The sequence below is a fragment of the Bacillus sp. L_1B0_5 genome (assembly GCF_000836715.1).
Taxonomy (GTDB): Bacteria; Bacillota; Bacilli; order Bacillales; family Bacillaceae_G; genus Bacillus_A; species Bacillus_A thuringiensis_S.
Map to the genome: position 1 here is coordinate 78992 of NZ_JXIS01000001.1, position 24092 is coordinate 103083.

Here is a 24092-nt window from a genome sequence, read left to right on the forward strand (position 1 = left end):
CTGTATATTCATTGGTGGAGGTGCAGAGGATGAAAAAAATGATAGCGATATGTCTTCTTACAACTATGTCATTTTCGACTTTAGTCGGTTGTGACGTAAAAGGTAGTAATGCTGTACAAGAGTCTAAAATAAAGAAAGCGAAGTATAAAGATTTTACTTATGATGTAAATCCAGAAACATTCACATTAACTGTAGAACATGAGGGTGTAAAGGAACAGGCATCACAACCCCTACCGAAAATGAAGGTATCGAATGTAAAAAAAGAAAAGGATCGTACATCGTGGGAATATCCAGATCAAAAAGTAAAAATAAAATTAGAAAAGAAAAAAGACCACTTAAACATTGAAGTGGAATCGACTGGTGCAGAAAGCTTTACATGGCCGAAAGTAGAAGCTGAAAATTATACACTTCCGTTATGGGAGGGTAAGCAAATTCCGAGCAATGATGAGAATTGGAAGAAGTTTTTAAAGGATGATGCATATTCATTTGCTGAATCATTTTCTATGAAGTTTTTCGCATTAAATGGTTCGAAATATTCAATTGTATATATTGCAAACAATATGTTTAATAATGAATTGAAATTTCATTCGGATCCGAAAATAGGATTTGATTTTACACATGAATTTCCGAGCATAAATCAAAATAAAACATATGGATTTCAATTATATGTGACAAATAATGATGCGGTAAGTATTGCTAAACTGTATAAGGATGATATTGTTCGAAAAGGTGAATTTAAAACATTACAAGAAAAGGCTAGAAAAAATAAAGAAATCGAAAAGTTATATGGAGCGGCGCATTTTTATTTTTGGAATCAAAATGGTTTATCAGAAAATAATATAAATTGGCCAAAACTAAGGGAGCAAATAAATAGCCCGCTGTTTAGTCATATAAAAGAACTTATTCAAAAGAATAGTTCAGAGCCTGGGGAACTGAATGTATTAGATCAAGTAAGTAAACAAGATTTCATTGATAAGTATCAAAAAAATGTTATTTTACGTTATATAAACGAAGTATTATCCATGAAGGAATTTTATAAAGAGGATATTTTTCAAAACGTTGACCAGGAAGCTAGTGTGCTATTAAAGAAAGGTGTAGGTCACTTAACGAATACAGAATTGTATAGCTTAAATAAGCATTTATTAAAGTCGCTACTTGGCGATGCGGTTGAAGAGGTAAGTAAATGGGGTAATGCAGATGGAACGGACATACTAAAGGAAATGACAGAGGCCGGAATAGAAAAAGCGTGGATTGGTCTGCCGAACTGGGAACAAGGATTTATGCAACCGAATTTCGTGGCAAAAGCTAAGGAAATGGGGTATTTAGTTGGTCCGTATGATTCATATCATTCCATTCACGAAAAAAGTGATAAAAATTGGAACACAGCATCCTTTAATGACCCATCATTATACGAAGAGGCTACTGTAACGAAGAAAAACGGAGAAAAGGTGCAAGGCTTTTTAGGCAGAGGTCGCAAGTTAAACCCGACTTTATCGCTGCCTAGTGTAAAGGAACGCATGAATGATATATTACAAAATGGTCCTAAATATAATTCATGGTTTATTGATTGTGATGCGACAGGTGAAATTTACGATGACTATTCAGCGAAACATATAACGACACAAGAGCAAGATTTAAAAGCACGTTTAAAACGAATGGACTACATTGCGCAAGAAAAGGGTATGGTCGTTGGTTCTGAAGGTGGAAATGATTTTGCTAGTAGTACGATTGCATTTGCACACGGAATTGAAACACCTGTTATTAAATGGGACGATGAAGATATGCGAAAAAATAAAACAAGTCCGTATTATGTCGGTGGATATTGGTCACCAAATCAAAATGTTCCCGAAAAATATGCAAAACAAGTACCATTGAAAGAAGAATATAAACAAGTATATTTAAATCCAGTATATTCGGTACCATTATATAAATTAGTATACAATGATTCCGTTATTACAACGCATCATTGGGAATGGGGAAGTTTAAAGGTAAAAGATGAAGTTGGAAATCGAATGCTGTCTGAATTATTGTATAATGTTCCTCCGTTGTACCATTTAGATGAAGTAGAGTGGAATAAACATAAAAAAGAAATTACAGAGCATCTAAAAGCTTGGAATGAAGTTCATGAAAAAGCAGTAAAAGAAGAGATGACGAATTTTGCGTATTTGTCAGAAGATAAGCTAGTACAATCTGTTTCTTATGGAAAAGATATTAAAATCATTGTGAACTTCTCAAATGAAGAAATGGAAGTAGAAAAAACGAAAATAAAAGCAAAGTCGGCTTTTATTGATAATCAGGGGAAGAAAAGCATGTATACGCCGTTTGAGAAATAATAACGTGAAATATATTGTATTCATAGAGGTTTTATCATTAGCTGGACTCTTTATTCATATCGTTTATCTGGAAAAAGATATCCTAATTTAAAATGAAAGAGTTAATGAATTTATAAATTTGCATGTTGCGAAGTGCTAAATTTTTGAAATTGGTAAATAGTGACTTGCCAAAAATAAGTACGAGAGTATAATGTGAAATGGAATACATATTGGGTTTAAGTAGTAACCTTACAAAATTGTAAGGTTAATGAAAGGAAATTCAATATGAAGATAAATAGACTTACATTATACTTGGTAAAGAGAAAGAGAGGCGAATGGGTATGAGCTCTGAATTAGAACAAAATACGAGAAGTAATAAAAAGCGTTCTAAAAGAAAGTCAATAAAATGGTTCATATTAATTCCATTTTTCCTACTTATTTTTGGAGGAGTAGGATATGGTTCGTTTATATATAATAAAGCAAAAGCTGTTGTAAATGATGCGTATGCAAAAATTGAAAAGTCATCAAAGCGTGATAAAGAAGTTGAACCTTTAAAGGATAATATTTCAATATTAATCATGGGTGTAGATGGAAGTGAAATGAGAAAAAGCCAATATGGCGAAGCAGTTCGAACAGATGCACTTTTATTAGCAACAATTAATAAAGATGATAAATCTGTTAAGCTAGTAAGTATTCCACGTGATTCACGTGTTTATATTCCAACTAGAAAAAAATTAGATAAAATTACTCATGCTCACGTATTTGGTGGCGTAGAAAGTACACGCGATACGGTGGAAAGATTTTTAAATGTCCCTGTTGATTATTATGTGAAGTTTAACTTTGAATCATTCGTACAAATTGTCGATTCAATTGGTGGTATTGATATTGATGTACCAGTTACTTTCACTGAACAAGATAGTAAAGACCAAGCTGGTATGATCCATTTAGAAAAAGGTTACCAACATTTAAATGGAGAACAAGCACTTGCACTTGCAAGAACGCGTAAAATTGATAGTGACGCAATGCGTGGACAGAGACAGCAACTTGTAATAGAAGCAATTGCCAAAAAAGCGATGTCTGTTCAATCAATTAGCAAAATGGGCTCTTTACTAGATGCGGTTGATAAAAACATGAAAACGAACTTAACATTTGACGATATGCTTGCCATTACAAAAAATATGGCAGGATCTAATTTGGAAATGGAAAAAATGCAAATAGAAGGTACAGATAAACGTATCGGTGGTATTTATTATTACATTCCAAATGAAAAAAATGTAAAAGATATTTCAAAAAAATTAAATGATCATTTAGGTGTAACGCCAAAACCAGTTCGAAACGAATAATAAAAAAAGATTGGCTTTTGCCAATCTTTTTTTTGAAGTGGATTAGCAACTTTTTAATAACGGTTTTTTTGTTGCGGAAAAATTATACTAAAATCATTTTAATTTATATAAACAAAAGGTGTAATTATACGATATACTAGAGGGGACTATTTGGAAATTAGCTCCTAAAGTTGAAGGGAAGGAAATTCAATTTATTACTATTTATAGAACAATTGAATTGGTGGAAATTGAAACAGGTTAAAGAAAGACTGTTCAAAATGCAATTACATATTTATACACAATGAAGCGATTAAGGTGAAAGACGAAGAGATAGTAATTGCGAAAGATCATGTATCATATATTGACCAGCTATTTTACCAGATTAATAATCATACAAGAGGTGCTTAGCTATCGTCAAAAAAATGGTGGACCTTCATGGAGATACGTTTAGTCGTATAAACACATGGAACAATACTTTTGATAAAACTCCCATTATAATACAAAAAAATCTGTTTACATGGTGAAATAAAAATAAATAGATGTATAATTATATTGGGCGATTTATATATAAGATTAATAGGGAGAGGAATTCGATAGAATGGAAAAAGCTTTAAAAATTAAACAAATAGTAGTCGTTTTAATAGCGATTGCCGCAGTAGCTATTGGGTATTACATGTTCCAATCAATTACTTCACCAGCAAAAGCTGTCGCGAAACAAGAAAATGTAGTGCAGCTTGCAAGTGAACAGCCGAAAGTTGAAATGAATAAAACGGCACCAAGTCGTTTTAATGGAAAAGAAAGAAAAGTTGCTTATCTTACATTTGACGATGGGCCAGGGAAATATACGGCTGAATTATTAAATACGCTAAAACAACATGATGCGAAGGCAACGTTCTTTTTAATTGGAGCGAATGTCAAAGAATTTCCTGATTTAGTGAAACGTGAAAATGCTGAGGGTCATTATGTAGGCATGCATAGTATGACACATAATTTCGCAAAGTTATATAAAAATGGCGAGTATGTAAATGAGATGAAAGAAGATCAAGGTTTAATCGCTAATATTATTGGGAAATCACCTAAATTAACACGTCCTCCATATGGTTCGATGCCTGGATTGAATGAAGGTCTTCGAAATAAAGTGGTAGAAGGTGGATTTAAAGTATGGGATTGGACAATTGATTCATTAGATTGGAAATACAATAAAATACCAGTTGATGCAGCTGCAGCACAAATTGCTCAAAACGTATTAACAAACGCAACAAAACCACAAGAAGTAATTTTAATGCATGATATTCACCCACAATCAGTTGCTGCTGTGCCAGCAATTTTAAAAGGGCTAAAAGAAAAGGGTTATGAGTTTGAAGCTTATCATGAAGAGAGTCACTTCCCAGTGAACTTCTGGCATGATAACCGTATGTAATGGAGGAATGAACGTTGAAGTATGGAAAAGTAGCAGTAGTTGGAGCATTATCAGTAGGACTTTTAACAGGTTGTTTCGGTGAAAAACCAGAAGAAAATTTATATACAGCTTTTGAAACAGCAGCAACACAAGAAAAATCTTTAGTGGATGAAGCAAAAAAATTAGAGCAGTTAGAGAAACAAGGTCAAGAACTATATGCTCAAATTTTGCAAGAAGGTAAAGATCATAATGAAGCAGTTGTGAAGAAAATAGAGCAAGCTACTGCAAATGTAGATGATCGTGAAAAAGTATTGAAAAGTGAGAAAGAAATGCTAGAAAAAGCACAGAAGGAAACGAAATCTGTTCAAAGTAATATAGAGAAGATTGAAGATAAGAAGTTACAAAAACAAGCAAAAGCAGTAGAAGAGTCGTATAAGAATCGTTATGATGCATTCAAAAAGATGAATGAAAATTACACGAAAGTGTTAGTGACTGAAAAAGAACTGTATGAAAAATTAAAAGTAAAAGAAACGAAATTAAAAGAAATCGGTGAAAAAGTTAAAACTGTTAATGAATTAAATGTGGAAGCACAAAAGTCGAAAGAGCAGTTTAACAAATTTACAAAAGAGTATAATGACAGTAAATTAGCATTCTACAAAGATGCAGAAATTAAGATTAAAGATCAGAGATAAAGAAGAATCTAAAGTGTAATAAAAAGCCGGAGAAACATCGTTATAAATGTTTTTTCGGTTTTTTACGTTAAATGAATAGAAAAGACTGGAATTGATATCATAAAAGAGTTATAGTGAGTTATTCTAAGGGAAACATTGTAAAGTAAGGAGAATGGAAATATGTCATATGAATTTTTACTCAAATTAGGTTTAGCACTCTTTTTAGGATTATTCATCGGGATAGATAGGCAGCTAAAGAATAAACCACTTGGTGTGAAAACAAGTATGGTTATTTCTGTAGCAAGTTGTTTAATTACGATGGTTTCAATTGAATCTGTGCATGTATATTCTGTTCCAGGACATACAAATATGGATCCGATGCGACTGGCTGCTCAAATTGTTAGTGGAATTGGTTTTCTTGGCGCAGGTGTCATTTTACGAAGAAGTAATGATGTTATTTCTGGATTAACGACAGCTTCTATGGTGTGGGCTGCTTCAGCTTTAGGGATTGCAATTGGTGCGGGATTTTATTTACAAGCGACAGTTGCTATGGTTTTAATTATTTTAGCGATTAATGTACTTCCGCAACTTGTGAAAATTGCAGGACCGTATTCATTAAGACAAAAGGATTTATCTATAAAAATTACTGTTAAAGAGCATCATGAGTTAGATGGTATATTTAAGCAAATTAAAAATTTAGGCATGCATGTGAAACGCGTGAAAATTAAAGATATAGATAGTGGAGCATTTCAGCAACTGGAGATGGTTATTTTAGCTCCAGAAGATTTATATACAACAGAGTTATATAGTTCCCTGAAAGAGATTGATCGAGTAGTTTCAGTTGAAGTGGAAAGTAGATAATTGTGATAAAAAAGAGTGAAGTGAATTCACTCTTTTTTATTTGGATTTTTAAGGAATGAAATTGATATAATGATGAGTAACGAGGGGGAGAAATGATGGGAATACATATTAGAAGAGCAATAAAGGATGATATACCAGGTATAGCAAAGGTGCATGTTGATAGTTGGAAAACAACGTATAAAGGGATATTTGCTGACGAAATTTTAGATAATATAGCATATGAGAAACGAGAAAAACAATGGGAAGATATTTTTCGAAAAGAAGGTAATCATCAATTTAGATTTGTAGCAGAGAATTCGGATAGAGAAATAGTTGGATTTGTAGATGGGGGAGTAGAAAGAACTGGTACATATAATTGTGACGGAGAATTATATGCAATCTACCTTTTACAAGAGTATCAAGGAATGAAAATAGGACAAAAGTTATTTCAAGCTTTATTATCGGATTGTATAAACAATGATATGCAATCACTTTTAGTTTGGGTTGTTACGAATAATCCTTCTACAAAGTTTTATGAAAAATTTAACCCTGAAAAAATTGATATGAAATTTTTAGAGAGAGTAAAGATAGAAGAAACAGCGTATTGTTGGAGAGATTTGAATTTGTTATACAAACAGTTATATAGATTTGCTTAAATAATATTATTATGTAAACTTGATGTTTGAAAGAGGTATACCAATTAAGGTATACCTCTTTTGTTTAACCATTTTGGATAGATTACTAATGAAAAATAGTAAGTATGTACTTTGAAACTGAGTATTTCTTTCGCGTATTTTTAACTAGATTAAAGAAAAGAGAGAAAACAAGGAAAATTAAATCAGATAAAAAAATTCTGAAATATACTATTGAATTGAATATCATTATCAATTAGAATCATAATTGATAACGACATTCAATTATCGTTTATTATATAAAATTTCGATAGCTTTAATATAAAGAGGAGGACCAACATGCAGCATGCGAAACAAATCGCAGAACATGCAACATTACAAAGCTTTTTAAACTGTTATTTAAGAGAAACAGGGAGTGGAGAATGGATTACAGAGGATGAAAGAATGAAAACTATCTTCAGTAATACGTTGAATAGAGATACAGTCCCCACATATTTATGTTGTCGGCTATCGGCACAGAACGTTACTTTGTATGGAGAAGTTATATATAAATCATCAACAGATCGTCATTTGTTTGGAGAACAATTTTATTATCAAATTGGAGATAGTAATTCTGTTATTAAAGCAGATTACGTTACAGTTATTACATTTTTAATAAAAGAGATGTCTATCAACTACGGAGAAGGGACGAATCCTGCGGAACTTATGCTTCGAGTTATCCGTAGTTGTCAAAATATTGAGGGATTTACAAAAGAGAGAATAAAAGATACGTCCGCATTATACGGTTTCCATACAACTTTTATAGAAGCGGAGCAGTCTTTATTATTTGGGCATTTAACTCATCCTACACCAAAGAGTAGACAGGGGATAGTGGATTGGAAAAATGCAATGTATTCTCCAGAATTAAAAGGAGAATGTCAGCTTCATTATTTTCGGGCCCATAAAAGTATAGTAAATGAAAAATCATTATTATCAGATTCTACAACAACGATTATAAAAGAAGAATTAAGTAATGATGAGATGGTTAGTAAGGAATTTATAGCGAAGTACTGTAAGGAAGATCAATATGCATTAATTCCAATTCATCCGCTTCAGGCAGAATGGCTCTTGCATCAAGCTTACGTACAAGATTGGATAGTTCAAGAATTGCTTGAGTATATTGGTCCTGTAGGTAAGTATTATATGGCAACATCATCACTAAGGACGCTATATCATCCCGATTCGAAGTATATGCTTAAGTTTTCATTTCCGGTGAAAGTAACGAATTCAATGCGTATTAATAAACTGAAAGAACTTGAGAGTGGTCTTGAAGGGAAGGAAATGTTAAATACGGCTATTGGTGAAGTACGAGAAAGATTTCCAGGCTTTGATTTTATTTGTGATCCAGCCTATATTACATTAAATTATGGAACACAAGAATCTGGATTTGAAGTGATTATTCGCGAGAACCCTTTTTATAGTGAACATGCGAACGACGCAACATTAATTGCTGGGCTAGTTCAAGATGCTATACCTGGGGAGCGTACGCGGTTATCAAATATTATTCATCGCCTAGCAGATTTAGAAGGTAAAAGCTGTGAAGAAGTAAGTTTAGAGTGGTTTAGACGATATATGAATATTTCTTTAAAGCCGATGGTATGGATGTATTTACAGTACGGTGTTGCACTAGAAGCTCATCAGCAAAATAGCGTTGTGCAGCTAAAGGATGGTTATCCGGTCAAATATTATTTCCGTGATAATCAAGGATTTTATTTCTGTAATTCAATGAAAGAGATGCTTAATAATGAATTAGCTGGCATTGGAGAACGTACTGGAAATTTATATGACGACTATATTGTGGATGAGAGATTTCGTTACTACTTAATTTTTAATCATATGTTTGGCCTCATTAATGGTTTTGGCACAGCAGGATTAATTCAGGAGGAAATTCTTCTCTCGGAATTAAGGTCTGTACTTGAATCGTTCCTTCCGTATAACCGGGAACCTTCAACATTTTTAAGAGAATTATTGGACGAAGATAAGTTAGCGTGTAAAGCAAATTTACTAACGAGATTTTTCGATGTCGATGAGTTAAGTAATCCATTAGAGCAAGCAATTTATGTGCAAGTACATAATCCGCTCGTTAGAGAAGTGGCTGTTCGTTCATAAATAGCGTTAAAATTTCACGTAATACAAATAATGGTATTTTGTCATAAGGTGGAGGGTTTTATGAGAGTGGACATGTATCATACGAAAGTATTGAAGGCGCTCGAATCAGAAGATTACATTTCAGTACGAAGAAGAGTGCTACGTCAATTAGTAGAATCGTTAATTTATGAGGGGATTATTACACCGGTTCGCATAGAAAAAGAAGAACAAATTCTTTTTATAATACAAGGATTTGATGAAGAAGACAAAAGTGTTACGTACAAATGCTATGGCAGGGAACGGATGACATTTGGACGTATTTCTTTAGACTCATTAATAGTAAGAGTCCAAGATGAACAGCAAGAAATACAATCTGTCTCGCAATTTCTAGAAGAAGTTTTTCGGGTTGCTAGTGTAGAACAAGCTAAATTAGATTCTTTTATGCACGAATTAGAACAAACAATATTTAAAGACACGATTGCACAATATGAAAGAAATAATAAGAAAGAATATACTCAAAAATCTTACGATGAGTTTGAAAGCCATTTAATAGACGGCCATCCATATCACCCTAGTTATAAAGCACGTGTTGGATTTCAATATCGTGACAATTTTCAATATGGATATGAATTTATGCAGCCAATAAAACTCATATGGATTGCAGCGCATAAGAATTATGCGACTGTAGGTTATGAGAATGAAGTGATGTATAACGACCTTTTAAGAGAGGAGATTGGCGATCGTAAATTAGAAGAGTTTATGGAACGAATTCGTAATAAGGGATGTAATCCAAAACAGTACGTGTTTATACCTGTTCACCCATGGCAGTGGGAGAATTTCATCATTTCAAATTATGGGGATCATATACAGGGTAATTTTATTATTTATTTAGGAACATCAGAGGACGATTATTGCGCGCAACAGTCAATGAGAACGTTAAGAAATATTACGAGTCCAAAGAAACCGTACGTTAAATTATCGATGAATTTACTCAACACTTCAACACTCCGTACGCTGAAACCATACTCTGTTGTGAGTGCACCAGCAATATCAAATTGGTTAAATGATGTTGTAAGTAATGACGCCTATTTAAGCGATGAAGCACGTTTAATTTTGTTAAGCGAGTTTTCAAGTGTAACGTATGACACGAATAAGAAAGCTATATATGGTTCATTAGGATGTATTTGGCGCGAAAGCATTCATAAGTATTTAGATGCACAAGAGGATGCAATTCCTTTTAATGGTTTATACGCTAAAGAGAAAGATGGTACACCAATTATTGATGCGTGGTTGAACAAATATGGAATGAAGGATTGGCTACAATTACTTATTCAAAAAGCGATAATACCAGTTATACATCTTGTTGTAGAGCATGGTATCGCACTGGAATCACATGGACAAAATATGATTCTAGTCCATAAAGAAGGGGTGCCTGTTCGTATTGCGTTAAAGGATTTTCATGAAGGGCTTGAGTTTTATCGTCCATATTTGAAAGAAGTTGACAAATGTCCCGACTTTACTAAAATGCATAAAACATATGCGAATGGAAAAATGAATGATTTCTTTGAAATGGATCGCATCGAATGTTTGCAAGAGATGGTGTTAGATGCACTTTTCCTGTTTAATTTAGGAGAATTAGCGTTCGTACTTGCGGATGAATATGGATTGAAAGAAGAACATTTTTGGATAATGGTTGTTGAAGAAATTGAAAATCATTTAAGAATATATCCACATCTGAAAGGTAGATTTGAAAATATTCAATTATATGCACCTACATTCTATGCTGAACAATTAACGAAACGTCGATTATATATGGATGTGGAATCGCTTGTTCATGAAGTTCCAAATCCATTGTATAGAGTAAGACAACTTATGAAACAAAAATCAGTTGTTACAGGGGGAAATTATGCTAATCGTTAATAAACAAGAGTATAGCAAAAGTGATTTTGATTTGAGATTACAAGTTTATGAGGAAATGGAACAATTTCAAGAAGCAGAAGGAAATAGATTTGCACTTTGTCTGAAAGATCCATTCGATATTATTACGCTTGTGTTTTTCTTAAAAGAAAAGAAATCATCAGTATTACTTATACATGAAGATACGCCAAAAGAAACGGCTATTGAAATGGCAAAGCGTGCAAATTGTGTAGGAGTTTTATATGGAGAATATGGCGATTTTACAAAATTAGAAGTAGGGAACTTTTTACTAGAAGAACCTTCTTTATTGCAATATAGTTCGGGAACTACGGGAGAACCGAAACTGATTCGTAGAGCATGGACGGAAGTTGATACAGAAATTACTGCCTATAATGAAGCTTTAAACTGTGAAGTAGATGAAGTGCCAATCGTTATGGCTCCTGTTTCACATTCATACGGACTAATATGTGGTACGTTATCAGCAATTACGAGGGGGAGCAAGCCTGTAATCATTACGAACAAAAATCCTAAATTCGCATTAAATATAGTTCGTAATACAGAAAAACATATCATATATGCAGTACCACTTATGTTACACATTATGGGGAGTTTTCCATTAGGAACGTTCCAGTTTCATAAAATTATGACATCAGGATCGCCTTTGCCAGAAGCACTATTTTATAAACTAAAAGAAATGACAACATATATGATGCAGCAATACGGTTGTTCTGAAGCAGGTTGTATTAGTATATGCCATGATATGAAAAGCCATTTAGATTTAGGAAACCCTCTACCTCATGCGAGTATAAGCATAGGTTCAGAGGAAAATGCACCGGAAGAAATCGTCGTGAAAATGAACGGTAAGGAAATTTTCACGAAAGATTTAGGGTATAAATCTGAGCGTGGCATTCATTTTATGGGGCGTATGGACGATGTAATTAACGTTTCAGGATTAAAAGTCTTTCCTATAGAGGTAGAAGAAACGATGCTTCGATTGGAAGGTGTGCAAGAGGCAATTGTATATCGAGGGAAACATCCTGTGATGGGAGAAATAGTTAAAGCCAAAGTGATCTCTCATATTGATCCGGTGCAAATAAGAGAATGGTGTATTCAGCACTTACCTTCTTATAAAGTTCCTCATGAAATTGAAAGTGTAACTGAAATTCCGAAAAATAAAACTGGAAAAGTAAGTAGAAAGTTACTAGAGATGGGAGAGGTTACAACATGAGACGAGAAGCGTTAAAGAATGCAGTGTTAAAAATTATGGTAGAAAAAATGGAACTGAAAAATGTAACGTATTTAGAAGAAGAGATGCGCTTAAATCAAGATTTATATATAGATTCGGTAATGATGTTGCAGCTTATTGTATACATAGAAATGGATGTAAAGCTATGCGTTCCAGAGGATGAGGTAGATCCAAAGGCATTTCTTACTGTAGGATCTTTGCTTGATTTTATGGAGGAGTTACAGCCGTTGCAGGAAGTAAATGTAAATAACTAACCTTTAAGAAAGTGGATGAGAGTATGACTTCAATTAAAGTGCACTGTTTAGTGAGTTGTTTTTGTGAAATTATAAAAAGGCGTAGCGACATTGATTTTCGTCCATTTTATTTTGGACTATGGGATGGAGATTTTGATATAACAGAAGGCGGAATTATTTCGTATCACTCTGAAAACATTAACCATGATCATTATTTACTTTGGTTTGAAAAATTGTACGGTATTAAAGTAAACGAATGGTATGATCATGCAAAAGATAAAGATAGCAATGTAGAAATGTTTTTAGAATTAGTAGAAAACAAGCCGGAAAATCGTTATGTCATTGTAATGGTTGATATGTCTCTATTACCAGAGAGGGAAAATAAATTTCATCAAAAACCGTTTCCACATTATTTAATGATATCAAAAACAGAGAAAGAAGAAGAGTGGTTCATGCTAGATCCTGATTTTCGTTGGGAAGGGAATATGGAAAGAGAAAAAGTGCTTCACTCTATTCAAGATAACCCATTTGGTGGAGGATATTTCATTGATATAGAAGGAATTGGGGAGCCAACACAAGAAACAGTAGCTAGTTATTTCACAGAAACATTCAAAAAGAACGACAATGAACTGACTATGGAACTGAAAAATTTAATTGTAAAAATGGCAAATGAGGAAGAAGGATATGCGCTTTCTGGACTTGTAGCAGCAGTAAAACAAATACCAGTACTTGCAATTCGTAAATATAGTTATGAGCATGCCTTTGCATACTTCCGTGAAACGTTGCAATATTCGGAGCAAGAATTTGATTATTGGTGTGATCGGGTAGAGGATATTGTACAAGGATTTACAAATGTACAGTATCGTGCAATTAAAATGGCGATGACGAACAATAAAGATATGCTAGTAGCGATTATTGAAAAACTGGATGAAATGAATGCAATTGAGCTGCAAATTAAGAAGGAATTAGAGAGACAGTTTCTATCATGGAAAGGTATGAAAACAAATCAGTCTGTCGTAACTTTTTAAGAAGCTAACTTAATTTAAGATAGGGGAGTTTAAAGCTATGAAATATTCGCTATGTACCATTTCATTTCGTCATCAATTAATTTCATTTACTGATATTGTTCAATTTGCATATGAAAACAGTTTTGAAGGAATTGAATTATGGGGGACTCATGCACAAAATTTGTATATGCAAGAGCGTGAAACGACAGAACGAGAATTGAATTTTCTAAAGGATAAAAACTTAGAAATTACGATGATAAGTGATTACTTAGATATATCATTATCAGCAGATTTTGAAAAAACGATAGAGAAAAGTGAACAACTTGTAGTACTAGCTAATTGGTTTAATACGAATAAAATTCGCACGTTTGCTGGGCAAAAAGGGAGCAAGGACTTCTCGGAACAAGAGAGAAAAGAGTATGTGAAGCGAATACGTAAGATTTGTGATGTGTTTGCTCAGCACAATATGTATGTGCTGTTAGAAACACATCCTAATACACTAACAGACACATTGCCTTCTACTATAGAACTATTAGAAGAAGTAAATCATCCGAATTTAAAAATAAATCTTGATTTTCTTCATATATGGGAGTCTGGCGCAGATCCAATAGATAGTTTCCATCGATTAAAGCCGTGGACACTACATTACCATTTTAAGAATATATCTTCAGCGGATTATTTGCATGCGTTTGAACCTAATAATGTATATGCTGCAGCAGGAAGCCGTATTGGTATGGTTCCGTTATTTGAAGGTATTGTAAATTATGATGAGATTATTCAGGAAGTGAGAGACACGGATCTTTTTGCTTCGTTAGAATGGTTTGGACATAACTCAAAAGAGATATTAAAAGAAGAAATGAAAGTATTAATAAATAGAAATTTAGAAGTAGTAACTTCGTAATGTGAAATGATGTGAGAGTCTCGTTTAGAGGCTCTTTTTTTACGGTAAAAAAATAACCAAAAATTTCCATGTATTTTAATTTGAATTTAACACAATTTATATATAAATAAGGAGGTGATTGGTAATGGCTAGAAATCGTAATTCTAATCAATTAGCATCACATGGAGCACAAGCAGCTTTAGATCAAATGAAGTATGAAATTGCACAAGAGTTCGGTGTACAACTTGGAGCTGATACTTCTTCACGTGCAAACGGTTCTGTAGGCGGTGAAATCACAAAGCGCCTAGTAGCGATGGCAGAACAACAGCTTGGTGGCGGATATACTCGCTAAATGTAGAAGGTTATAGGAGAAAGGAAGGATTCTTCCTTTCTTTTTTTTTCAATTAATTGGTATGGATATATAGCGAACAGAATTCAAAGAATAGAAGTAATACTATATTTTACCCAATTTCTTTTGTTGTGAATGGGAAGTATTAAAGGTGTAATAGCCCTGGTGGAATGAAAATTATGTTCCAGCAGGGCTATTATATGGTAAGAAATATATGATGAAAGGTTCCGAAATCAACATGTTAAAAAAAGAAAACTGTTGTTTAATTGCGCTTGCATCAGTTCCACTTGTCATGACATTAGGGAATTCAATGCTCATTCCAATCTTGCCGACAATTGAAAAGAAATTACATATTTCATCGTTTCAAGTATCCATGATTATTACAATTTACTCTATCGTAGCCATTTTACTTATACCGATTGCTGGTTATTTATCAGATAGATGGGGACGAAAGATGGTAATGGTTCCGAGTTTGCTGATTGCGGCTATAGGAGGAGCGATAACTGGTTGGGTATCATGGAAAGTTGATAATCCCTACATTTGGATACTAATCGGTAGAGCGATTCAAGGTATTGGTGCTGCTGGTGCAATGCCGGTTGTTATACCGTGTGTTGGTGATTTATACAAAGATGAAAAACAAGTTAGTACAGGTTTGGGAATCATTGAGACATCCAATACATTTGGAAAAGTGTTGAGCCCTATTTTAGGATCTGCTCTTGCTGCCATTGTATGGTTCTTACCATTTTGGGCGATTCCAGTTTTATGTGTCGTATCAATTGTTTTATTGCTGGTATTAGTAAAGGCAAAAAAACAAGAAGGGGAAGTACCGCCATTAAAAGAGTTTATTCGATCTATTATCTCTACGTTTCGAGAAAAGGGAAGATGGTTAATTGCCATTTTTGCATTAGGTGCAATTATTATGCTTATTTTATTCGGAATTCTCTTTTATTTGTCGACTATACTGGAATCAAAGTATGACATTCATGGTATATGGAAAGGGTGTGTGCTTGCTATCCCGTTACTTGTATTGTCACTTAGTTCCTATATGGCCGGTAAAAAAATTGGAGATAATCAAAATGTTATGAAGAAGTGTATTTATATTGGTTTTTTAATGGCAGCTGCATCAGTCATCATTCCTTTATTTATAAAAGGGATTTACTTACTACTTCTTTGTCTCGTTATTATGGGGATAGGAATTGGTATGGCACTCCCATGTTTAGATGCCCTCATTACACAAGGAATTGAAAAGGAGCAAAGGGGAACGGTTACGTCCTTTTATAGTTCAATGCGATTTATCGGTGTAGCAGCTGGACCACCTTTATATTCTTTTTTTATGAAAGGGGCGGACCATGAAGTGTTTTATTTGACAAGTATTTTCGCTGCCATTGGTGCTGTTATAGCAATCATTTGGATTAAACCAGCAAAAGATGCAAAGACGGTAAAACAGAAACCGGAACCTACTTCATAATTTGTAAGAGAATTGCATGATGTTTTCAGTAACATGCAATTCTCTTTCGTTCATTAAGAATAAATAACTTGTTTTAACATGTAAAGCGCGACACCCCATATGATGAGACCAGAAAATTTATTTAATAATAAGATTGTCTTTCCGGTTGAGTCTAGTCTTTTTAGAAATTTCCCCGCCAAAGCTAAGCTTATAAACCAAATCCAAGAAACGATAATAGTTGCAAGTGTAAAAGCCCATTTTTCACTTCCTATGTATTGAATAGAATTTGTTCCAATTACACCGATTGTGTCTAAAATTGCATGTGGATTTAATAACGAAACTGATGCTGCGAAAAGGATTTGCTTTTTTAAGGGCATACTTTTTTCTTGTTTTACATCGTTGGAAGGGTTACTTCTCCAAATAACAAAGCCCATATATAGGAGAAAGAAAAATCCAATTATATATAACGAGTTAGTTAACCAAGAAAAAGTAAGGAGTACAAGGGAGACACCTTGCACCGCAATCAATATGAGTAACGTATCACATATAGAGGCAGTTAATACTACAGGGGCTGCCCTCCAAATGTTTGGTTGGCTAGCACCTTGGTTAAAGACAAAAACATTTTGTACACCTAATGGAATGATAAGTCCAAATGCAAGAATGATACCATGAATAATTGCTTCACTCATCATATTACCTCCTATTTTAATTCATTATGATAGTGTATATTGTATAGAAGAAATGAAAATTTGTATCCATCCATATGGTTGGGGAGGTTACCAACCAAAAAGAATATAAGGTGATATGATGGAAAGATTCGTTTGGAAACCGAATATGTCTCTAGCGACGCCGCTGTATAAACAAATAGAAACGTATATAAAAGAAAGGATCGTTAATGGAGAATGGACTGTTGGAACAAAATTACCTTCACAAAGAGATTTGGCCCATACATTTGGTGTGAATCGAAGCACAATTGTAATGGCTTTCGATGAACTAGTTGCGAAGGGATATATTGAAGGGAATGGCAGGAAAGGAACAATTGTTGTAAATAATAATGAGAATGCTTCAACATACGCACCCCCGCCTAATTGGCAGTCTTATGTAGAAACAGGAGTTCATTATCCGAATCTCCCAGCTATTCAAGAGATTAATCAAGCTGAATTTTATCCACATGTAATTCGATTAGGAACGGGTGAGCTCGCGCCGAGTCTCTTACCTGAGAAAAAGATGAAAGAAATTATGAATAAGCTTTTAAAGTCAAATGTGACGCTTGGGTATGAAGAGCCGAAAGGAAATTTTTATTTAAGGGAAAAGATTTCCGAATACTTAAAGGAGCATGGCGTATATGTATCTCCTGCCTCTATATTAATTGTTTCAGGAGCAATTCAAGCGCTGCAACTTATTTCTATGGGGCTTCTTTCGAAAGGGGCATCAATCTTATTAGAGAAACCATCCTATTTGTATTCGCTTAATGTTTTTCAATCAGCAGGGGTACGTTTAATTGGAATCCCAATGGATGAGAGCGGGTTACATACATCATATATTAAGAAATATAAGAAGCAATTCAATGCCTCTATTTTATATACAATCCCGTCTTTTCATAATCCAACGAATTTTAGTATGAATACTAAGAAGCGAAAAGAAATAATGGAAGTATGTAATGAAATTGGATTACCTATTATAGAGGACGCAGTGTATCAAGACTTATGGTTTGATGCACCTAGTTCGAAACCTTTAAAAGCCTATGATAAAAATGGAATTGTACTACATATTGGAAGCATGTCCAAAGTAATTAGTCCAGGTTTAAGAATTGGATGGATTGTTGGACCCGAGCCAGTAATTCAAAGATTGTCAGACATAAAAATGCAAACAGATTATGGTTCAAGCACTATATCCCAGCAAATTGCAGCAGAGTGGTTTACAAATGGTCTATATGATGAGCATTTGCGATTTGTAAGAAGTGAATTGAAAAAACGAAGAGACTTTATGTTACTAATGTTAGATAAATATCTTCATGAAATAGCAACTTGGCATGAACCAACAGGCGGGTTTTATATATGGGTACATATAAAAGTACCCATTTCATATCGCAGTTTATTTGATAAAGCTCTGCAAGAAAAGGTTTTATTAAACCCAGGTACTTTATATGATAGAAGTGCAAATCAATTTTTGCGCCTATCGTATTCATACGCAACGTTAGAAGAAATTGAAATAGGTATAAAAAAACTCGCACAACTAATGAAAAAGTAAAAGGAGAAAGTAATGAAACAATATGTAATTTGCCAAATGATCAATGGAGAAAAATATTTAGCTGCTTATGCGGAGACGAAGCAAGAGGCGATTGAAAAAGCAGAACTGTTAGGATTAAGAACGGGAAATCGTTACATAGTTATTACTGCAGAGGAAGCCGAAGGGTTAACGTATCCTTAAACAATGTACGAGATTATATAAGAAGTAAATAAGCCTAGTAATATAAGAAATTACTAGGCTTATTTACTATTAAGTTGTTAAACGTTCTCGTATTTATATGCAAAGTAATAATATTATGAGTCAAGTTGACGGAAAAATCGATTTGTCTTTCGGTCTTGATTTCCTTTTCTATACTCATCGATATATTGCCTAAAGTTCCAAGCTTGTAAAAATTTATTAGCAGAGTTATAACCAGAATTGTAAAGCCATTCTTTTTCTTCCTTTGTCAGTTCAAAATTAGTACTTGTAATCGTTCCTGTTGGAATTGTAATGGTTCTTGCTTTTGATTCCTTATCTAAATGACGTAAATCATGAGCTTGCATCATTGTTTTAAATAGTCCTTTGAACATAGAAATAGGCTCGTTATAGTGAGCAGGGTCAGCTTGAATCTCATCTTTTACAAAATGAAATCCGAAAGTCGGCCAGCGAGGAGCGGTAGGTGAATCGAAGATCCAAATTGGATAATTACTTAGAATTCCTCCATCAACCATATAACAAGGCTGCTTCCATTTTGGAGTTCGCCATTTTACGGGTTCAAAGAAGAAGGGGATTGTACTACTCATTCTTACCGCTTTAGCGATAGAGAAGCGATAATTTAAAAATCCGTAGTTTGGTAAGTCGTCAGGAAAGACAACCATTTTACCATTACTAATGTCAGAGGCAATGATTTTGAGTTTGTTTAGATCTGGTAAATCAGTAAATAAATGAACACCTTTTTTTCGAAGTAATTCTTCAATCCATTCTTCTATAAATACATTAGAGTATATACCTAGAGTAGTCCATGCACTTAGTCCCTTACCGATAAAAGGAATTCTATCAATAAAAGTTCTTTTCGTAAATTTATTATAATCAATATCAGTAATAATCGTTTTTAACTCTGAACAAGAATATCCTGCTGCTAGGAGCGCTGCAATAATCGAACCAGCCGATGTACCAGCTACACGTTCCCATTCATAACCTTTTTCGGCTAACGCACAAATTGCCCCGACATGCGCAATACCGCGCACACCGCCTCCTTCAAAAACACCATCAATCTTCATTAAACATACTTCCTTTCGAATGAAAGATTTGGAAATGGCAAAAAAGCACGTATGGTACGTGCTTTTTTACAATAGTTTTTAAGTTTACTAGCAGCCTACAAAGCCGCCCCAACAGCTAGCTCCGATGATGATTAGAAGGATAAATAAAACGATTAATAAAGCGAAACCTCCGTAACCACAACCACCACAGCTACCGCCGTAACCGTAACCGCCGCAACTATATCCGTAACCCATGTGGAATTCCTCCTTATATTAAAAATGAAAATGAACGAGGGGAAAATGTACTGGAAGAACTAAAGAATTATCGTGTTTGTAGGAACAATGTATAGTATGCTTTTTTAAACTTGTTCGCGTACGAAGGATAAGCCCGTTTTTTGGAGGCTTGTTGATTTTGTAAAGAATGAAGTATAATCTTTGTACTATGATATAATTAAGTATGTAAATGTAAGGAGAATTTATGAATAAAAAAATTGAAGTATTAATTGATAAATATGAACTAACACACTTGAAAGAGGAACTTATTAATACTGTATTTCCTTGTATAAAAGTTGTGCCAAAGCAACAGGAAACTGTTGCGATAGGTAGTTCGAAAATGGGGGGAGTTCCTGATTTACCAGCTTTGTTTGAATATCCAAAGCATAAAGGAAAGCCACTACAATTTATCGCGCAATTTAACTTAAGTGATTTACAAAACGTTGGTATGGATCACAATCTTCCTAAGACGGGGATGCTGTATTTCTTTTGCATTGAAAATTATTTTGAAGAAAATGTGAATCTAACAGAAGCTGGGCGTGTACTTTATTATGATGTTCCTGTAGAGCAACTACGAAGAGAAAATGAAATACAAACGAAATATAACCAGTGTGCAATTACTTTTGAACTGACATACAAATTACCAGAGCTTTTCATTGAAGATGAGGCTGATTCAGATCGTTTCTTACAATTACTTGAAGAGCTAATTCCGGATAACTACGATAACCATCAAATGTTTGGTGAACCATTCTCTGTACAAGAAGAAGTGTTATATGAGACAGGAGAATATATGGGAGTAAACCCGCAGCAAATGACTCTTTTATTCCAAATTGATTCAGATCATAAAAATTGTAATATGGTTTGGGGAGAACTAGGGATGCTATATTTCTGTATTAGTAATGAAGATTTGAAAAATCAACGTTTTGAAAATACATGCTGCGTATTACAAACTTGCTAATGAAAAAAGGTTGTTCTTTTAAAAAGAACAACCTTTTTATGTGAATTAGTTAATATGCATAATCTCATATGACCTATACGAAAAAGTATTGTATACTCTGAAACTATACGATACTTTTTCGTATAGTTATAGAATGTAAGGAGTGACAAGATGGGAAAGACAAGCAAGTATGTGACAGCTGCCGCACTTTGTTCAACTATAGTAATGGGAGGCTTACAAGCGTCATCTGTATCTTATGCAGCTACAAATCCGACTGCAGTGACAGCACAATCAGATGTAAAGTTATTAGATGATTTCAGAAAAGAATTAAAAAAACAGATTGATAATCGAGAAGAAAATATTACAATCACATATAAAACAAAAGATAGAAATGCTAGAAATATTATGGATCAATTGTATGGTGAGTTTAATAAAATTGTAGATGCTGATGAGTATGTAAAGTATAATGTAGCGTCTACTAGATATTCTATTAAAGGAATGCCAGGGAACTATACGTTTACACTACAAGTGAAATACCGTGAGTCAAAAGAACAAACTCAATATGTAAAAGCGCAGGCGAAAGCAATTGTTGGATCAATTGTAAAACCAGGGATGGATGAGCATGAGAAAGTAAAAGCTATTCACGATTACGTTGTGAAGCATGTGTCTTATGATACGTCTTATCAAGCGTATACAGCATATGAAGCGTTAGCGAACCGTTCTGCCGTTTGCCAAGGATATACTTTATTAACGTATGAGTTGTTAAAAGAGGCAGGTATTCAAAACCATATTGTAACAGGCACAGGAAATGGACAAGCTCACGCGTGGAATTTAGTGAACATCGAAAACAAATGGTATCACCTAGATACTACATTTGATGATCCAGTACCAGATAAAGCAGGGCGTATAACTTACTCATATTTTAATATGTCTGACGAACAGTTAAGTAAAGATCACGAATGGGATCGTAGCAAATATCCAGCGGCTACTACAAGTTATTTTGGTGAATTAACAAATAAAATAAAAGCTGGTAGCTCAAAAACTATCATATATGAGCAAATGTTAAAAGAAACAAATTTACAATACTTATCTGCAGAATACGGAGCAGAAAATTATAATGAATTTAAGCAAAAGTTGCAGCAAAAGTTTGCAGCAAAACCAGAAAAAGTAGAAGTACGGTATAAGCAATCCATGGATGGAACGATGCAAGATATAAAGAAAGTATTAAATGAAATAAATTGGCCAAAAGGTGCAAAGCGTGTGTCTTATCAAGTAGCACCTTATAGTGCACTGGCGGGTTATTCATTGGCGACAATTACATTTACGTATTAAGAAATGAGAAAGAGCATCTGTAAAAGATGCTCTTTTTATATTTGTTGATCACTTTAAAATATTGGGAATTATGTGATAAAATAAAAAGGAGAGGATGTGAATGCTGAATGAACTTGTTCGAAAGTAATATTTTTACATTGATATATACTTGTTTAGTAATCGGACTTATCGTTTTGTTTTTCATATCATTTACTTTGTTTATTAGAAGAGTATTACAAAGCAGTGCTGCAAAGAAACACCACGTGATTAATATGAACCAGAAGCTAGATCGAATTATTGAATTGCTTGAAAAAGATAAGAAATAGCGATAGAAGAAGTATGAAAAGGGGAAAGAGAATGGCCAATTATATAAAAGAATTACGTGAAAAAGTAGGGCATGATTATGTTTTCTTAAACTTTGCCGGTGGTTGTGTATTTAATAAAGAAGGAGAAGTATTACTGCAAAAAAGAGGAGACTTTAACGCTTGGGGCTTTCCAGGTGGCGCAATGGAGATAGGAGAATCGGCTGCGGAAACTGCAATCCGAGAAATAAAAGAAGAAACAGGGTATGATGTAGAAATAAATGAGCTTATTGGAGTGTATACAAAATATTTTCAATCATATCCAAATGGAGACAAGGCACAGTCAATTGTGATGTGTTTTTCATGCTCAATAGTTGGGGGCGACAAAAAAGTAGATGGTGATGAAACGTTGGATTTGAAGTTTTTCCCGTTAGACGACATGCCACCGTTATTTTGTAAACAGCATGAAGATTGCCTGCAAGATTTATTGGAGAAAAGAGTAGGGGTATATCGTTAACATATAAAAAAGAAGCTAAATGAGATTAGCTTCTTTTTTATGTTTTATTTATTTCCACCAATCATCAAACATTGACGCTGGTACTTGTCTTTTATGCTCACTCACTGTGTAACGTTTTTCAATTTTCTCTGCAACGTCAGCTGGAACTGCTTTACCTTCTAAATAATCATCTAATTGATCATAAGTAATACCTAACTCTGTTTCGTCAGCTTGACCTGGTTTTTCATCTAATAAATCAGCTGTTGGCATTTTTAAGTAAAGTCGCTCGTCTGCACCTAACTCTTGTAATAATGCACGTCCTTGGCGCTTCGTTAATCCCGTTAATGGTAATAAATCTGCACCACCATCTCCGAATTTTGTAAAGAACCCTGTTACAGCTTCTGCAGCGTGATCTGTTCCGATAACAAGTAGCCCTTTTTGTCCACCAATTGCATATTGAGTAACCATACGGATACGTGCTTTCACGTTACCTTTATTGAAATCTGTTAATGATTCACCCAATAAGTTTTCATATTGATTTGAAAAAGCATCAACAGTTGAAGCAATATCAAATGCAACAGATTGATCTGCTTGAATGAATTGTAATGCTAATTGTGCATCATCTTCATCTTTTTGTACTTTATAAGGAAGACGTACGGCGATAAACGTTACATTACCACCTTCGTTACGAATTTCTTCAACTGCAAGTTGTGCTAAGCGTCCTGCTAATGTAGAGTCTTGGCCGCCGCTAATACCAAGTACAAATCCTTTTGCGCCTGTTTTTTTTACATAATCTTTTAAGAAATCAACTCGTTTACGAATTTCAACTTTTGGATCAATTACAGGCTGAACATGTAATGCTTTCATAATCTGTTCTTGTAATGTCATTATGTTTTCCTCCTA

At 34.0% G+C, this 24092-nt stretch carries 24 protein-coding genes and 1 pseudogene; 21 read left to right on the forward strand and 4 right to left on the reverse strand.

Annotation, left to right across the window (positions count from 1 at the left end; all coding sequences use genetic code 11):
- Positions 1 to 29: 29 nt before the first annotated feature.
- From RT27_RS00390 to RT27_RS00455, 15 genes and pseudogenes are all read left to right on the forward strand, one after another.
- Positions 30 to 2333: a glycoside hydrolase gene (locus tag RT27_RS00390; RefSeq protein ID WP_043935033.1), complete on the forward strand. Its 2304-nt coding sequence runs from the start codon at positions 30 to 32 to the stop codon at positions 2331 to 2333.
- Positions 2334 to 2653: 320 nt separating this feature from the next.
- The gene (locus tag RT27_RS00395; RefSeq protein ID WP_002093954.1) at positions 2654 to 3655 is read left to right on the forward strand and encodes an LCP family protein; all 1002 of its coding nucleotides are present in this window, start codon (positions 2654 to 2656) and stop codon (positions 3653 to 3655) included.
- A gap of 79 nt (positions 3656 to 3734) precedes the next feature.
- A pseudogene (locus RT27_RS35670) lies at positions 3735 to 4132 on the forward strand (sensor histidine kinase); the annotation flags it as partial.
- 100 nt (positions 4133 to 4232) lie between these two features.
- Entirely contained in the window at positions 4233 to 5054 is an 822-nt protein-coding gene (locus RT27_RS00400; RefSeq protein ID WP_043935034.1) for a peptidoglycan-N-acetylglucosamine deacetylase, read from the forward strand.
- Between the two features lie 14 nt (positions 5055 to 5068).
- Positions 5069 to 5725: a YkyA family protein gene (locus RT27_RS00405; protein WP_043935035.1), complete on the forward strand. Its 657-nt coding sequence runs from the start codon at positions 5069 to 5071 to the stop codon at positions 5723 to 5725.
- 159 nt (positions 5726 to 5884) lie between these two features.
- Complete coding sequence (locus tag RT27_RS00410) at positions 5885 to 6565, forward strand: MgtC/SapB family protein (RefSeq protein WP_000119510.1); 681 nt, start codon at positions 5885 to 5887, stop codon at positions 6563 to 6565.
- A gap of 92 nt (positions 6566 to 6657) precedes the next feature.
- Complete coding sequence (locus tag RT27_RS00415; RefSeq protein ID WP_048564624.1) at positions 6658 to 7200, forward strand: GNAT family N-acetyltransferase; 543 nt, start codon at positions 6658 to 6660, stop codon at positions 7198 to 7200.
- 315 nt (positions 7201 to 7515) lie between these two features.
- The gene (locus RT27_RS00420) at positions 7516 to 9324 is read left to right on the forward strand and encodes an IucA/IucC family protein (RefSeq protein WP_043935037.1); all 1809 of its coding nucleotides are present in this window, start codon (positions 7516 to 7518) and stop codon (positions 9322 to 9324) included.
- Positions 9325 to 9384: 60 nt separating this feature from the next.
- Positions 9385 to 11223, forward strand: coding sequence for an IucA/IucC family protein (locus RT27_RS00425; RefSeq protein WP_043935038.1), 1839 nt, complete (start codon positions 9385 to 9387; stop codon positions 11221 to 11223).
- Positions 11210 to 12448, forward strand: coding sequence for an AMP-binding protein (locus RT27_RS00430; RefSeq protein WP_043935039.1), 1239 nt, complete (start codon positions 11210 to 11212; stop codon positions 12446 to 12448). Before RT27_RS00425 ends, RT27_RS00430 begins: the two co-directional genes overlap by 14 nt.
- The gene (gene asbD / locus RT27_RS00435; protein WP_043935040.1) at positions 12445 to 12720 is read left to right on the forward strand and encodes a petrobactin biosynthesis protein AsbD; all 276 of its coding nucleotides are present in this window, start codon (positions 12445 to 12447) and stop codon (positions 12718 to 12720) included. Before RT27_RS00430 ends, asbD begins: the two co-directional genes overlap by 4 nt.
- Before the next feature lie 23 nt (positions 12721 to 12743).
- Complete coding sequence (locus tag RT27_RS00440; protein WP_043935041.1) at positions 12744 to 13727, forward strand: DUF6005 family protein; 984 nt, start codon at positions 12744 to 12746, stop codon at positions 13725 to 13727.
- A 37-nt stretch (positions 13728 to 13764) separates the two neighbouring features.
- A complete protein-coding gene (locus RT27_RS00445) occupies positions 13765 to 14607 on the forward strand; it encodes a sugar phosphate isomerase/epimerase family protein (RefSeq protein WP_043935042.1) in 843 nt (280 codons plus the stop codon).
- A gap of 124 nt (positions 14608 to 14731) precedes the next feature.
- A complete protein-coding gene (locus RT27_RS00450; protein ID WP_000113545.1) occupies positions 14732 to 14938 on the forward strand; it encodes an alpha/beta-type small acid-soluble spore protein in 207 nt (68 codons plus the stop codon).
- Positions 14939 to 15173: 235 nt separating this feature from the next.
- A complete protein-coding gene (locus tag RT27_RS00455) occupies positions 15174 to 16403 on the forward strand; it encodes an MFS transporter (protein ID WP_016081985.1) in 1230 nt (409 codons plus the stop codon).
- A gap of 53 nt (positions 16404 to 16456) precedes the next feature.
- Here RT27_RS00455 and RT27_RS00460 read toward each other — a convergent pair whose 3' ends face one another.
- Positions 16457 to 17071 carry a LysE/ArgO family amino acid transporter gene (locus tag RT27_RS00460; RefSeq protein WP_001287303.1) on the reverse strand — a complete coding sequence of 205 codons (615 nt, stop codon included), beginning with the start codon at positions 17069 to 17071 and terminating at the stop codon, positions 16457 to 16459.
- A gap of 118 nt (positions 17072 to 17189) precedes the next feature.
- Here RT27_RS00460 and RT27_RS00465 point away from each other — a divergent pair, with 118 nt between their 5' ends.
- Together RT27_RS00465 and RT27_RS32265 are read left to right on the forward strand one after the other, a co-directional pair.
- A complete protein-coding gene (locus RT27_RS00465) occupies positions 17190 to 18632 on the forward strand; it encodes a PLP-dependent aminotransferase family protein (RefSeq protein ID WP_016081984.1) in 1443 nt (480 codons plus the stop codon).
- 12 nt (positions 18633 to 18644) lie between these two features.
- Positions 18645 to 18812: a DUF3933 family protein gene (locus RT27_RS32265; protein WP_000816389.1), complete on the forward strand. Its 168-nt coding sequence runs from the start codon at positions 18645 to 18647 to the stop codon at positions 18810 to 18812.
- Positions 18813 to 18925: 113 nt separating this feature from the next.
- Here the strand turns inward: RT27_RS32265 and RT27_RS00470 are convergent, their stop codons facing one another.
- Both RT27_RS00470 and RT27_RS00475 read right to left on the reverse strand, forming a co-directional pair.
- Positions 18926 to 19891, reverse strand: coding sequence for a patatin-like phospholipase family protein (locus RT27_RS00470; protein ID WP_000686807.1), 966 nt, complete (start codon positions 19889 to 19891; stop codon positions 18926 to 18928).
- 87 nt (positions 19892 to 19978) lie between these two features.
- Positions 19979 to 20125, reverse strand: coding sequence for a YjcZ family sporulation protein (locus RT27_RS00475; protein WP_000540425.1), 147 nt, complete (start codon positions 20123 to 20125; stop codon positions 19979 to 19981).
- A 223-nt stretch (positions 20126 to 20348) separates the two neighbouring features.
- On the opposite strand from RT27_RS00475, the gene RT27_RS00480 reads away from it, so the two are divergent.
- From RT27_RS00480 to RT27_RS00495, 4 genes are all read left to right on the forward strand, one after another.
- Positions 20349 to 21101: a YwqG family protein gene (locus RT27_RS00480; RefSeq protein WP_016081983.1), complete on the forward strand. Its 753-nt coding sequence runs from the start codon at positions 20349 to 20351 to the stop codon at positions 21099 to 21101.
- A gap of 150 nt (positions 21102 to 21251) precedes the next feature.
- On the forward strand, positions 21252 to 22412 hold the full coding sequence (locus RT27_RS00485) for a transglutaminase domain-containing protein (protein ID WP_016081982.1): 1161 nt from the start codon (positions 21252 to 21254) through the stop codon (positions 22410 to 22412).
- 107 nt (positions 22413 to 22519) lie between these two features.
- On the forward strand, positions 22520 to 22717 hold the full coding sequence (locus RT27_RS00490) for a DUF4083 domain-containing protein (protein ID WP_001048102.1): 198 nt from the start codon (positions 22520 to 22522) through the stop codon (positions 22715 to 22717).
- A 31-nt stretch (positions 22718 to 22748) separates the two neighbouring features.
- Entirely contained in the window at positions 22749 to 23210 is a 462-nt protein-coding gene (locus RT27_RS00495; protein ID WP_000024996.1) for an NUDIX hydrolase, read from the forward strand.
- Between the two features lie 48 nt (positions 23211 to 23258).
- Here RT27_RS00495 and nadE read toward each other — a convergent pair whose 3' ends face one another.
- Positions 23259 to 24077, reverse strand: a complete 819-nt coding sequence (nadE, locus tag RT27_RS00500; RefSeq protein WP_000174904.1) for an ammonia-dependent NAD(+) synthetase — start codon at positions 24075 to 24077, stop codon at positions 23259 to 23261.
- Between the last annotated feature and the right edge of the window lie 15 nt (positions 24078 to 24092).

What these genes read in the sequence shown, in the direction of transcription:
- nadE (WP_000174904.1), bottom strand. Translation starts at nt 24,077, where the DNA reads ATGACATTACAAGAACAGATTATGAAAGCATTACATGTTCAGCCTGTA.
- RT27_RS00475 (WP_000540425.1), bottom strand. Translation starts at nt 20,125, where the DNA reads ATGGGTTACGGATATAGTTGCGGCGGTTACGGTTACGGCGGTAGCTGT.
- RT27_RS00480 (WP_016081983.1), top strand. Translation starts at nt 20,349, where the DNA reads ATGAATAAAAAAATTGAAGTATTAATTGATAAATATGAACTAACACAC.
- RT27_RS00490 (WP_001048102.1), top strand. Translation starts at nt 22,520, where the DNA reads ATGAACTTGTTCGAAAGTAATATTTTTACATTGATATATACTTGTTTA.
- RT27_RS00445 (WP_043935042.1), top strand. Translation starts at nt 13,765, where the DNA reads ATGAAATATTCGCTATGTACCATTTCATTTCGTCATCAATTAATTTCA.
- RT27_RS00460 (WP_001287303.1), bottom strand. Translation starts at nt 17,071, where the DNA reads ATGAGTGAAGCAATTATTCATGGTATCATTCTTGCATTTGGACTTATC.
- asbD (WP_043935040.1), top strand. Translation starts at nt 12,445, where the DNA reads ATGAGACGAGAAGCGTTAAAGAATGCAGTGTTAAAAATTATGGTAGAA.
- RT27_RS00415 (WP_048564624.1), top strand. Translation starts at nt 6,658, where the DNA reads ATGATGGGAATACATATTAGAAGAGCAATAAAGGATGATATACCAGGT.
- RT27_RS00485 (WP_016081982.1), top strand. Translation starts at nt 21,252, where the DNA reads ATGGGAAAGACAAGCAAGTATGTGACAGCTGCCGCACTTTGTTCAACT.
- RT27_RS00420 (WP_043935037.1), top strand. Translation starts at nt 7,516, where the DNA reads ATGCAGCATGCGAAACAAATCGCAGAACATGCAACATTACAAAGCTTT.
- RT27_RS00430 (WP_043935039.1), top strand. Translation starts at nt 11,210, where the DNA reads ATGCTAATCGTTAATAAACAAGAGTATAGCAAAAGTGATTTTGATTTG.
- RT27_RS32265 (WP_000816389.1), top strand. Translation starts at nt 18,645, where the DNA reads ATGAAACAATATGTAATTTGCCAAATGATCAATGGAGAAAAATATTTA.
- RT27_RS00455 (WP_016081985.1), top strand. Translation starts at nt 15,174, where the DNA reads ATGTTAAAAAAAGAAAACTGTTGTTTAATTGCGCTTGCATCAGTTCCA.
- RT27_RS00425 (WP_043935038.1), top strand. Translation starts at nt 9,385, where the DNA reads ATGAGAGTGGACATGTATCATACGAAAGTATTGAAGGCGCTCGAATCA.
- RT27_RS00450 (WP_000113545.1), top strand. Translation starts at nt 14,732, where the DNA reads ATGGCTAGAAATCGTAATTCTAATCAATTAGCATCACATGGAGCACAA.
- RT27_RS00440 (WP_043935041.1), top strand. Translation starts at nt 12,744, where the DNA reads ATGACTTCAATTAAAGTGCACTGTTTAGTGAGTTGTTTTTGTGAAATT.
- RT27_RS00495 (WP_000024996.1), top strand. Translation starts at nt 22,749, where the DNA reads ATGGCCAATTATATAAAAGAATTACGTGAAAAAGTAGGGCATGATTAT.
- RT27_RS00390 (WP_043935033.1), top strand. Translation starts at nt 30, where the DNA reads ATGAAAAAAATGATAGCGATATGTCTTCTTACAACTATGTCATTTTCG.
- RT27_RS00465 (WP_016081984.1), top strand. Translation starts at nt 17,190, where the DNA reads ATGGAAAGATTCGTTTGGAAACCGAATATGTCTCTAGCGACGCCGCTG.
- RT27_RS00395 (WP_002093954.1), top strand. Translation starts at nt 2,654, where the DNA reads ATGAGCTCTGAATTAGAACAAAATACGAGAAGTAATAAAAAGCGTTCT.
- RT27_RS00410 (WP_000119510.1), top strand. Translation starts at nt 5,885, where the DNA reads ATGTCATATGAATTTTTACTCAAATTAGGTTTAGCACTCTTTTTAGGA.
- RT27_RS00400 (WP_043935034.1), top strand. Translation starts at nt 4,233, where the DNA reads ATGGAAAAAGCTTTAAAAATTAAACAAATAGTAGTCGTTTTAATAGCG.
- RT27_RS00470 (WP_000686807.1), bottom strand. Translation starts at nt 19,891, where the DNA reads ATGAAGATTGATGGTGTTTTTGAAGGAGGCGGTGTGCGCGGTATTGCG.